This is a genomic window from Epilithonimonas sp. (assembly GCF_032055105.1).
In the GTDB taxonomy this organism is placed as follows: Bacteria; Bacteroidota; Bacteroidia; order Flavobacteriales; family Weeksellaceae; genus Epilithonimonas.
In genome coordinates, this window is the sequence record NZ_DAMBRK010000014.1 from 100,631 (window position 1) to 111,662 (window position 11,032).

Annotated in this window: 8 protein-coding genes and 1 pseudogene; 6 read left to right on the forward strand and 3 right to left on the reverse strand. The window is 35.6% G+C overall.

All coding sequences use genetic code 11. The features are described from left to right. The first annotated feature begins 15 nt into the window (after positions 1-15). The 6 genes and pseudogenes from RTY06_RS12430 to RTY06_RS12455 all read left to right on the forward strand — a co-directional run bounded on the left by RTY06_RS12430 (position 16) and on the right by RTY06_RS12455 (position 7,197). Positions 16-912, forward strand: a pseudogene (locus RTY06_RS12430) (cation diffusion facilitator family transporter). Between the two features lie 364 nt (positions 913-1,276). After that, positions 1,277-3,007: an LTA synthase family protein gene (locus RTY06_RS12435; protein ID WP_228388333.1), complete on the forward strand. Its 1,731-nt coding sequence runs from the start codon at positions 1,277-1,279 to the stop codon at positions 3,005-3,007. Between the two features lie 11 nt (positions 3,008-3,018). Next, positions 3,019-3,480 (forward strand): MgtC/SapB family protein, encoded by a 462-nt coding sequence (locus tag RTY06_RS12440; protein WP_312825254.1) that lies wholly within the window; start codon positions 3,019-3,021, stop codon positions 3,478-3,480. Positions 3,481-3,507: 27 nt separating this feature from the next. After that, positions 3,508-5,556 carry a heavy metal translocating P-type ATPase gene (locus RTY06_RS12445; RefSeq protein ID WP_040995614.1) on the forward strand — a complete coding sequence of 683 codons (2,049 nt, stop codon included), beginning with the start codon at positions 3,508-3,510 and terminating at the stop codon, positions 5,554-5,556. 210 nt (positions 5,557-5,766) lie between these two features. Continuing rightward, complete coding sequence (locus tag RTY06_RS12450) at positions 5,767-6,558, forward strand: phosphatase PAP2 family protein (protein ID WP_034975909.1); 792 nt, start codon at positions 5,767-5,769, stop codon at positions 6,556-6,558. A 444-nt stretch (positions 6,559-7,002) separates the two neighbouring features. Beyond that, positions 7,003-7,197 carry a hypothetical protein gene (locus tag RTY06_RS12455; protein WP_034975906.1) on the forward strand — a complete coding sequence of 65 codons (195 nt, stop codon included), beginning with the start codon at positions 7,003-7,005 and terminating at the stop codon, positions 7,195-7,197. A 285-nt stretch (positions 7,198-7,482) separates the two neighbouring features. Here RTY06_RS12455 and RTY06_RS12460 read toward each other — a convergent pair whose 3' ends face one another. The 3 genes from RTY06_RS12460 to RTY06_RS12470 form a co-directional block, all read right to left on the reverse strand. Continuing rightward, the gene (locus tag RTY06_RS12460; protein ID WP_312825256.1) at positions 7,483-8,592 is read right to left on the reverse strand and encodes a hypothetical protein; all 1,110 of its coding nucleotides are present in this window, start codon (positions 8,590-8,592) and stop codon (positions 7,483-7,485) included. Between the two features lie 107 nt (positions 8,593-8,699). Next, positions 8,700-9,146: a ubiquinol-cytochrome c reductase iron-sulfur subunit gene (locus RTY06_RS12465; RefSeq protein WP_051879933.1), complete on the reverse strand. Its 447-nt coding sequence runs from the start codon at positions 9,144-9,146 to the stop codon at positions 8,700-8,702. Between the two features lie 2 nt (positions 9,147-9,148). Further along, positions 9,149-10,351: a di-heme oxidoredictase family protein gene (locus tag RTY06_RS12470; RefSeq protein WP_034975902.1), complete on the reverse strand. Its 1,203-nt coding sequence runs from the start codon at positions 10,349-10,351 to the stop codon at positions 9,149-9,151. Between the last annotated feature and the right edge of the window lie 681 nt (positions 10,352-11,032).

Consider the following 11,032-nt stretch of genomic DNA (forward strand, 5'->3'; position numbering starts at 1 on the left):
TAAATACATAAAATTATGAGCGACACAAATAAACAGACTGGATCTGCATCAAGCAGACATAAGAAAAATTTACTCATCGTCCTAGCACTAAGTGGTACTTATCTTATTGCTGAAGTCATTGGAGGAATTGCAACAAAAAGTCTTGCATTGCTTGCGGATGCTGCTCACATGCTAACAGATGTTGTCGGTTTACTCCTAGCATTTATTGCAATCAAAATTGGTGAGAGAAAGGCTAGTCCTGAAAAAACATTTGGGTACTATCGCACAGAGATTTTGGCTGCTGTGATTAATGCTGTTGTGCTATTGGGTATCTAATTATTTGTTTTATATGAGGCATTTCAAAGATTTAAAAATCCTCCTGAAGTGCAAAGTGGCTCCATGATGATCGTTGCAGGAATTGGTTTTGTGGTCAATATCATCGGTATCCTTATCATAAGAAAGGACTCCAATGAAAGTCTTAATATGAAAGGTGCTTATTTTGAGGTCTTGTCGGATATGCTGACATCCGTAGGAGTAATGATCGCAGGTGTGATAATGCTGACAACACAATGGTATTACGCAGATCCGATCATTTCTGCGGCAATAGGTCTATTAATCATTCCCAGAACCTTAAAGTTGCTTATGGAAGCGGTTAATGTCTTATTGGAAGGTACACCGAAAGATGTAGATATCAGCAAGCTTCGATCTTCACTGGAAGAACTTTCGGGAATCAAGGAAATCCACGATCTACATGTCTGGTCGCTTACATCAGGCGTTAATGCCATGAGCGCACATGTGATTGCAGATGATAACAAAAATCGCAATGAACTCCTGCAAATATTAATAGATAAAGCAACGACAGATTTTAAAATAACCCATACCACTTTTCAAATCGAATATGAAGGTTATGATGAAACTGAAATACACTTGTAGATGAATGATCAGAATAGATTGAAATCTAAATGATTATTTCTATATCAAATAAAATTGATTTCTAAAGAATTAATGATGTAATCACTTATAAAACTTGTTTATGAAACTAATTAAAATTAAGCGAAGCAGTTATAGCCTGCTCATTAATTTTTTCTTATTATATATAATTTTTTCCTTTGTCCTCAGGATAGGATTTTCTATTGCCAGCCTTCAAAAGGCAGAGATTAGTTTTCTTTCATTGCTGAATGTATTTGCTCTGGGATTTTTATTTGATATAGGGGTAGGGGTGTTTTTTGTGCTACCGTACAGTCTGTACCTGCTTTTATTTCCTCAGAAATATAATAATTCGCTTTTCAATAGAGCTATGACTTTTTTTTGCTTTAATGTAGCTGTGCTTATATTGTTGTTTTCATTTTTTGCTGAAGTAACATTCTGGCAGGAATTTGAAAGCCGGTTTAATTTTATTGCAGTTGATTATCTGGTTTATACCTATGAAGTAATCAATAATATTAATGAATCATATCCTTTGCCATTGCTCATTACAGCCATGTTAATAATGACTTCTTTGGTGTTTTTACTTTTCTATAAAAGGCATTACTTCACAGATAATTTTAAGGGCAGTACACCTTTTTTACAAAGATTCTTTATCTTTTTCGGATTGCTTTTCATTTCAGTCATTTATGCATTTTTTATTGACAACAGTTTAGCAGAGAATAGCGAAAACAGGTATCGGAATGAGCTGTCAAAATCAGGAATCTATTCTTTTTTTTCTGCATATAAAAATAACGAGATCAATTATGAACACTTCTATAAACTCATCGATAATAGGGTGGCGTTTAATATTGTGAGAACTGATCTCCAGGAATCTAACTCAGATTACTTATCAAATGATTTCTCAATCTTACGTAACATTAAGGGAGCTGACTCCTATGAGAAGCCCAATGTTATTATGATCACATTGGAAAGTTTCAGTGCAGACTTTATGAAAACATTTGGCAACAATCAGAATCTGACACCTACGTTGGACTCATTGGCGAATCAAAGCATTTTATTTACCAATATGTATGCTACCGGAACAAGAACCGTGCGAGGAATGGAGGCACTTTCACTTGCCGTTCCGCCTACACCGGGGAATAGTATTGTCCGCAGGAAAGAAAATGATAATCTGAGCACTGTAGGATCGATCTTCAGTCAAAAGGGATATGATACTTCTTTCTTATATGGTGGTGATGGTTATTTTGATAATATGAATAATTATTTCGGTAATAATGGATACACAATTGTAGACCGGAAAAGAAATTCTTTTGTAGGGGAAGATTATCAGTCTCCAAGAATACCAATAGAAGACAAGGAGGTCACTTTTGAAAATGCCTGGGGTATTAGTGATGAAAATCTTTATGATCAGGTGATAAAGCAAGCAGATCAAAAATTTGCAGCGGGGAAACCTTTTTACGATTTTGTAATGAACACTTCCAATCATCGTCCTTATACATATCCTGAAGGAAAGATTGATATTCCCTCGGGATCGGGAAGGGAAGGCGCCGTGAAATACACAGATTATGCGATCGGTCAGTTTTTTAAAAAGATAAAGAATAAATCCTGGTACAAAAATACCATTGTTATAATTGTTGCAGATCATTGTGCCAGCAGTGCGGGCAAGAACGATATCGATGTCGCAAAATACCATATCCCTGCAATGATTGTCAACCTGAACGACAACGAACCATTCAGAATTGAAAAAATGTGCTCTCAGATCGATTTGTATCCAACACTTTTCGCACTTTTAGGTTGGACATATCAGAGTAATCTTTATGGTAAAAATGTTTTAGGCGAAAGCTATATTCCAAGAATATTTGTAAGTACCTATCAGAAACTTGGATATATGGAAAACAACAAATTGGTTATTCTAGGTCCACAGCAAAAAACAGAGACGTATTTGTATGACAAGGAGAAAAATAAACAAAATCCAGAGATGCTGTCTGAACAGTATGTAAAAAAAGCGATAGCAAATTATCAGTCGGCCTACTATCTTTTCAAGAATGAAGGATTAAAACAGAAGCGGATTAAAAAGGGAAATATAACCACAACTAGATAAAGTGATATAAAATGGATCTAAAATTTGAACTTTTACTTGCCGGAAAATTATTATTAGCACTGTTTTTTGGCGCGATAATAGGTTTCGAAAGAGAAACTGCCCATAAAGATGCAGGGGTTCGCACTTTTGGCGTTCTCTGTATGGCTTCTTGCTTATTTGTGGCAGTTGCCTCGCATCTTACAGATGATAAATCTGCAATAGCGAGAATGTTGGCGGCGATACCTGCCGGTTTAGGATTTATCGGAGCTGGACTGGCATTTAAAGATAGTTCCAAAAGCATGCAGGGGCTTACAACATCCACTGCTTTATGGGCTGCATCGGCAATAGGATCTGCCCTTGCACTGAACATGTTTTTGTTATCTTTTTTAGCAACTGTTATTACCTTGTTCATCTTAAGTATTAACAAATTTGGCTGGTATAAAAAAATTCTAAAAACCGGAAGACAATCAGACCAGGATATATATATAAAGTAACCTAAAAATCATAAAAATAATATTATTATGGAACATAAACACATCTACGACGAAAATGGAAAGCAGCTCTGCTGTACTCCACAGGAAGGCAAAATCTATAAAGATGCTGGAGCCAAAAAATTAGTTGAAGAAGACGGATGCTGCGCTCCAAAGAAGAAAACGGAAGATCATCAACATACAGATGATGATGGACATGATCATGCAGAAACTGATAAAACAGCGTTTCAGATGTTCTTGCCTGCGATTATTTCTTTGGTATTGTTATTAGCAGGCATTGCATTGGACAATTACATTAAGCCTGAATGGTTTAAAGACTGGGTACGTATTGTCTGGTACGGTGTTGCTTATCTACCGGTAGGCCTACCGGTTTTAAAAGAGGCATTTGAAAGTATCAAACAAGGTGATGTGTTTTCAGAATTTTTCCTTATGAGCATTGCAACGATAGGGGCTTTCATTATCGGAGAATTTCCTGAAGGAGTAGCGGTTATGTTGTTCTATGCAGTAGGAGAGGTTTTTCAGACTCTAGCTGTGTCGAGAGCTAAAACCAATATTAAGGCTCTTTTAGATCAACGTCCTGATGAGGTAACGATTATTGAAAATAATCAGCCTAAAAAAATCAAAGCTGCCGAAGCCAAAATCGGGGATACGATTCAGTTAAAATCAGGAGAAAAACTGGCATTGGACGGAGAACTGATCTCCGATTCTGCGTCTTTCAATACCGCAGCGTTAACAGGAGAGAGCAAACCTGATTCTAAAAATAAAGGTGAAACAGTTTTAGCCGGAATGATCAATATGAACAGCGTAGCTTTGATTAAGGTTAATACAGCTTATGAGGATAGCAAACTCAGTAAGATCCTTGAACTGGTACAAAATGCAACAGCTCAAAAAGCTCCGACTGAACTTTTTATCAGAAAATTTGCAAGAATTTACACCCCAATTGTGGTTGCATTAGCTGTTTTGATCTGCTTAGTACCTTATTTCTTTGTTGATGATTATGTTTTCAGAGATTGGTTGTACAGAGCATTGATTTTCTTAGTTATATCTTGTCCGTGTGCATTGGTGATCTCTATCCCGCTTGGCTATTTTGGAGGTATCGGAGCAGCGAGCCGCAATGGTATATTATTTAAAGGAAGCAACTTTTTGGATAAGATCGCTGAGATTCAGAATGTGGTAATGGATAAGACCGGAACTATGACAGAAGGTGTTTTCAAAGTTCAGGACGTTACCATTAAAGAAGGATTTGACAAAGATGAGATTCTCCAATTGGTCAATGTTGTTGAAAGTAAAAGTACCCATCCTGTGGCTACTGCTGTTCACGAGTTTGTAGGAGAGATCAACAATTCGATCAATTTAGAGGATACTGAAGAAATTGCAGGGCATGGGCTTAAAGCGAGAGCTAATGGGAAGGAAATCCTGGTGGGTAATTTTAAACTATTGGATAAATTTAAGATCGGTTATGATGTAGACCCATCCAAAATCGTATATACGGTGATAGCTATCGCATATGATGGAAAATTTGCAGGATTCATTACGATTGCCGACCGAATCAAGGACGATGCAAAGCAAGCAGTTGAAAAACTTCATAGCTTGAATGTAAAAGCGACTATGCTAAGTGGTGACAAGACAACTGTAGTAAAATATGTGGCTGAGCAGATCGGTATTGACAATGCTTTTGGAGACCTGCTTCCGGAAGATAAGGTCAACAAGGTCAAAGAAATCAAAGCAAGAAATGAAAGTGTGGCTTTTGTTGGTGATGGTGTAAATGATGCGCCTGTAGTAGCATTAAGTGATGTTGGAATAGCAATGGGTGGACTTGGCAGCGATGCGACCATCGAAACTGCCGATGTTGTGATCCAGGATGATAAACCATCAAAAATACCTATGGCGATCAATATTGGAAAGAAGACCAAAAGGATCGTCTGGCAGAATATCATTCTTGCCTTTGTTGTAAAAGCCATCGTGCTCGTACTTGGAGCTGGTGGACTGGCTACGATGTGGGAAGCTGTATTTGCTGATGTGGGAGTTGCTTTGATTGCAATACTCAATGCAGTCAGGATTCAAAGAATGAAATTTTAAAAGAGATTATCACAGATAAAAATAGAGCAAATTCTAGTATCCTGTTTCCTTAGGATATTACAATTCTAAGGAAAATTTGCCTCCACTCATATTATTAAGATTGAGTTCCCATAAAAGATGGGAACAGGGAAGTTACATCCAATTTTACGATATAAAATTGAATACTATTAATGTTAGATCCGAACAATAAAAATCAGAAATATAATTTTTATGTGGACTTATGTAAAAAAAAACTCAATACTAATCCTTTTACTGAAATTCTCTCTAAGTATTTATGCTCAGGATAGTTTGTCATTGCAAAAAACTGCTCAACAAGATTCTTTAATAATAAGAGATGATACTTTGGATTATAAAAAACTTATTGTTCCGGTTAGCTTGATATCGGCAGGTGCAATTGGTTTTACAATTCCTGAAATCAAAAAGTTTGATTATGATGTGAGAAGGGAGGTAAACGATCATACATTAAACAATTCAAAATTAGACAACTATACCTTATTTGTACCAGCTGCGCTCGTTTATGGTTTAAACATAGCGGGTGTTCGAGGGAAACATAACTTAAAAGATCGAACGATCATTTTAGCAACATCACAAGCTATCTTATTGGCAATAGTTATTCCTTCAAAATCATTGATCGGCAGGGAGCGGCCTGATCAATCAAATTATATGTCATTTCCCTCAGGTCATGCAGCGATCGCATTTTCAACTGCACAGTTTATGTTCAGAGAATATAGGGACAGCAATTATTGGATCAGTCTGTCAGGATATCCGTTTGCCATTTTTACTAGTGTGTACAGAATCATCAATAATAAGCATTGGGTTACAGATGTCCTGTCTGGTGCTGGTATCGGAATTTTTTCTACTGAGATAGCATATTGGTTATATCCAAAGATCAAAACTTTATTTAAAAGTAAGAATGAAAAAACATTATCTATGATTTCTCCTTATTTCCAGAAGAGTTATCAGCAGAAAAGTTTGGGTTTGAATTACCAGCTATTTTTTTAAATGAGAAATTATGGGATTTAAAAGACGATTTAGGAGACGAATAATCAGGAGGGGAAAGCATCGGCTTGCGTCAGAAGATATATTCTATTTGATAGTTTTTAGTATCCTGATACTATCTCTTATAACATATGGATTTAAGAAATATTTTCATCCTGTCAAAGACCATCATTTTAAATATCATCAAAGTAAAAACTAATCAATCTACTTCCTAAAACGATCAATAGTTAACTATGGACAGATAGAAATAATATTTTTTTAGAGTAATGTTTTAACATATCACGTTTTTAAAGGACATTTAAAATTATTTAGATGTTTGAAGCAATATTGTTTAAAACAATGGAAAGTATTTAAAATCAGTAGATTATAGCTTTGTTTTGGCATCTTATTTGCCTTTCACAAATAACAACATATATAAATTAATATTCACCTTTAAATTAAAATGTTATGAACAGCGAAGATCAAAAAAAAGAGACACACGACCATCCAGAACATCACGAACACAAAGAACATCATCCGCACAAGGAACATCACGAGGGTCCTGAACATGCAGATGAGCCGGAGCATCACGATGAGGCCGAGCATCATCAAGAAAAAGAACATCACGATGAGAAAGAACATCATGATGAGAATAAGAAGTAAATAGCATAGTTCTTATAAATACTGAATTTCAATACTGGAATTCAGTATATTTTTAATAATATAATGTACCGTATTTTAATCTTTCTTCATAAGTGAGCATTTTCAAATATTAATATTTAATTGAGTCGTTATGTATAAAATCTAGATTGAATTCGCTAATTCCAGTAATCCTACGAAACAGTCTTTCTTGCTTTTTGTCCCTTAACAAAAACATAAAGAATATCCACGGAGTATTAACTCAAGAATGACTTTTTGCTCAATCCTAAGATCTGCGGAGGCAAATTATTAGAAATACGTTGAAATACCAAAGCTGAAGCCTACAGTTTTTGCCGCAGGGTTCGCAAAAATGTCTTTCTGTTTCTGAAATCTATAATTAAGTCTAAAAACAGTTTGTGCATTGGGTCTAAAACTGATTGCAGGCATAATACTCCATAAATCTTCTCCAATTTTGCTGTTGTCTTCTCTGAAATGACCTACGTTCCAATCTACATACTCTAAACGGCATGCAAGATTAACGGTTGCTCTTTCCCAATCCAAAATTTTTCTTTTAATTATTGGCTGAACAATGTCTATAAATCCTCCATGCTGCCTGTCTCCATATTGTTGTGTATAAGTTTCCGGGACATCTACTTTAACCCAAGCCCATTCTGCAGTAATTAAAGTTCCAAGGTTTGGAAGTGTATTATTATAATCCAATGCAAATACCCGAACCCTTCTTTTATCGTCAACCTGAAGACCTTCATCCTGAAATTTATTATAGATTCCTCCCATATAAGAGACTCCAAATTCTCCTGCTTTTTCATGTCTTGTGGCAATTTTTGCTGTTAAAAGAGGAACACCGCTGTTAATTTCTTCAAAACGTTCAGGATTACTTTTGGCAGCAGGTAAGTACGTTTTGTTTTGATTATTGTCAATAATTGAATTATCAAAATTTCCTGATAGATATACCTCGTATCCGAACATCCACTCGGCTTTATACATTTTTCCATAAAATCCGAAACCAGCATTACTGAATGTAGCAGGCAACATTTCTGTAGCAGATATAGGACGATCGGTAAACTCCCATTTCGGACCGTCATGATTTTGGTTGAAAGCACCAATTGGATTCATAATAATTCCTCCTCTCAAATTAAGCAAGGGATTAAACTCTACATCAATGGCAGCAAATTCAATATTAATCTCTTTACCTCCTTCTTCTAATTCTATTTCACTCAGAAATTTAATTTTTGAGGAAATTGTAGAAGATACAAAAAGTGTCATCCTACGTAATTGAAATTGATGTCCATCAGATATACCATCAGTGCTGATATGCTGCCAATTGGCTTCCGCATAGCCACCAATAGAGACAGGCACTTTCCCTAATCCTAAGAAGGGACGCTTGTAAACGGCATCCATGTTCAAAGAGCGAGAACTGTCTACAGGTATTCTTTTTAGTAATTCAGAATCTATCTGTGCTGTGGCTTCCTGAAAAATTAAAATTATAATTAGATAGATAATTTTTTTCATACCGGTTTTTTTAAAGAAATTTTCAAAAAATCCGATTCTATGTATACTGGAAATTTTCTTAAGGTCTGATCAGCAGGACCGTTTTGTACTAAACCTTGGTTGGAAAATTCACTACCATGTGCAGGACACTGTAGCTTATCTCCAAATACTTGTAACTGGCTACCCTGATGGGTACATTGCATCCATAATGCTTCATACTCAGTTTCCGAAAAACGAAATACACAAATGGGATATTTGAGAGATTCATTTTGAATAATTACATAGGATAATTTTTTGTCAGGATATTTTGTATCCATAAAATCCTCCAAAGGCAATATGATATAATCGTCTTTAATCGCTCCTGAAATCATTTTATTGCTTATACACCCTGAAAGAATGGGAGGAATTGCAGTAAAGCCTAAACAGACCAAACTGCATTTTTTGAGAAATTCAAGTCTGTCCATAATTATAAGGATTTCAAAAATTTAATAATAGCTTCTTTTTCTTGGACTGGTAATTGAGTGTAATTGGTTCTGCTGGTTGCAGCCTCTCCCCCGTGAAGCTGTATTGCTTCTTCTATACTTTTTGCCCTGCCATCATGCATTAAGAAGTATTGACCGCCTTGTGATTTTGGAGATAAACCTAACCCCCACAGTGCAGGCGTACGCCATTCATAAGTTTTCGCAGTGCCTTCCGTATAGTTGTCATCCAAAGAAGCACCCATATCATGAAGTAATAAGTCTGTGTACGGATAAAACTTTTTATTGGATAATGGTGAAATTGAGGAGGATGAAGTTTTCAGTTCCGGGACATGACATTTATTACAACTTATCTGAGAAAATATAGTCTGACCTTGTTTAATGATACTATTTTCTGCGTCTCGCTGAATAGGTGTTTTCAATGTACGAAGATAAAATACAACATCTGCGATGGTCTTATCAGAAACTTCGGGATCAACATTCATTCCTGAATAAACATCGTGAGGATTAAAAGTTGAAGTAATGCCCATATCTTGATTGTAAGCATTAACGGTTTGTTGTAGTAAACTGTATGTGGATGCCTTTTTACCAAATCTTCCGATATACTTCCCTCCTTTTGTTACAGCAAAGAAGAATGGTGCTTGATATGCCGGAAGATCAATATAATTGGGGACTCCTGAGATGCCATCATTATTTGTATCACAAGGGTCAGCCATTGCCAAAATATCCATATCAGAAACCAATTCAATAAAACCTAATCCGGTATTGGCAGGCGGAGTAAATTTAGAAAATGTTGCTCCGGGAGGAATTGCTTCCGGAGTATAACCTGGTATCGCCCTATTTTGCAATTGAGGACCACCTAAAAGCAAAAATAAATTTCCTGTTTCGTCAGTCTGTCCAAAACGTATAAGAGTAGTAAAGGGAGTCCCTTTTCCATCACCAGCATGACAGCTTCCACAACTTGTTGCCACGAAGGTTGGACCAAGACCTTTCCCGACCGTGAAGGTTTCATCGTTAAAGGCGATATCCCCTCGCAAAAATTGTTGGTTTTCAGCATATGATAACCCCACAATGGAGCCATCAAGTAATTCACTCTCATCTATCGCTTCAGGCTGAAGTTTATCACAAGCTTGTACGATCAGAAAAAGAAGATAGAAAATTATAATAATAGGTATATATCTCTTGCTCACGTTTTTTTTTCAAATATAATAAAAAGTTAGATTAATCTAACTTTTTATTTCGCTATGTCTAATTATTTTTATGACTGCTGTGCATTTATAGCAAACACTATAAATAAAGATTAGATAATTTGAAACGGAATTTAATCTCAGGATATGTGCTGTTAGGATATTTTTCTTGAAAAACAATAACCTTTATCGCATAGTAAATTAATGTGGATATTGAACAGTCCTAGTGTACAAATTTTAATAGCCAGACGAAACAGTTGGTTGCCAAGTGCTAAGGTTGACCGTCTTAATAGTAGTAGGTAATTATTTTTTGTAAATTATACAATTTTACCATCTAAACTTACCAAAGATAAAAAGGATGATAGTTCATTAATGATTTTTGGTTTGGGGATTTATATCAAAAGCGAAAAATGATTAGGGCAGGGTATATTTGTTATTTGAAAATCTGTGGATTATGGAAGAGATAGAAAAAAGATCTACATTTATTTGTGAAAAATAAAAAAAAACATATCTTTGCACCAGTAAAAACGACGCACTCTATTTTTGTTTATTAAAGTGACCTATTCGGTGACCTAAAAATAAGAGAACGACATAAAGCTTATGGATAGGGAGTTTTTCAAATAAGAACAAGTCCCGTCCGGATCGCAAAAGATTTACAATTTTATCTTCAAAAAATTGATCCGG

Bases quoted from the DNA above. Each gene is read 5' to 3' on its own strand.
- RTY06_RS12440 (WP_312825254.1), top strand. From the start codon at position 3,019: ATGGATCTAAAATTTGAACTTTTACTTGCCGGAAAATTATTATTAGCA.
- RTY06_RS12465 (WP_051879933.1), bottom strand. From the start codon at position 9,146: ATGGACAGACTTGAATTTCTCAAAAAATGCAGTTTGGTCTGTTTAGGC.
- RTY06_RS12455 (WP_034975906.1), top strand. From the start codon at position 7,003: ATGAACAGCGAAGATCAAAAAAAAGAGACACACGACCATCCAGAACAT.
- RTY06_RS12435 (WP_228388333.1), top strand. From the start codon at position 1,277: ATGACTTTTTTTTGCTTTAATGTAGCTGTGCTTATATTGTTGTTTTCA.
- RTY06_RS12460 (WP_312825256.1), bottom strand. From the start codon at position 8,592: ATGGATGCCGTTTACAAGCGTCCCTTCTTAGGATTAGGGAAAGTGCCT.
- RTY06_RS12450 (WP_034975909.1), top strand. From the start codon at position 5,767: ATGTGGACTTATGTAAAAAAAAACTCAATACTAATCCTTTTACTGAAA.
- RTY06_RS12445 (WP_040995614.1), top strand. From the start codon at position 3,508: ATGGAACATAAACACATCTACGACGAAAATGGAAAGCAGCTCTGCTGT.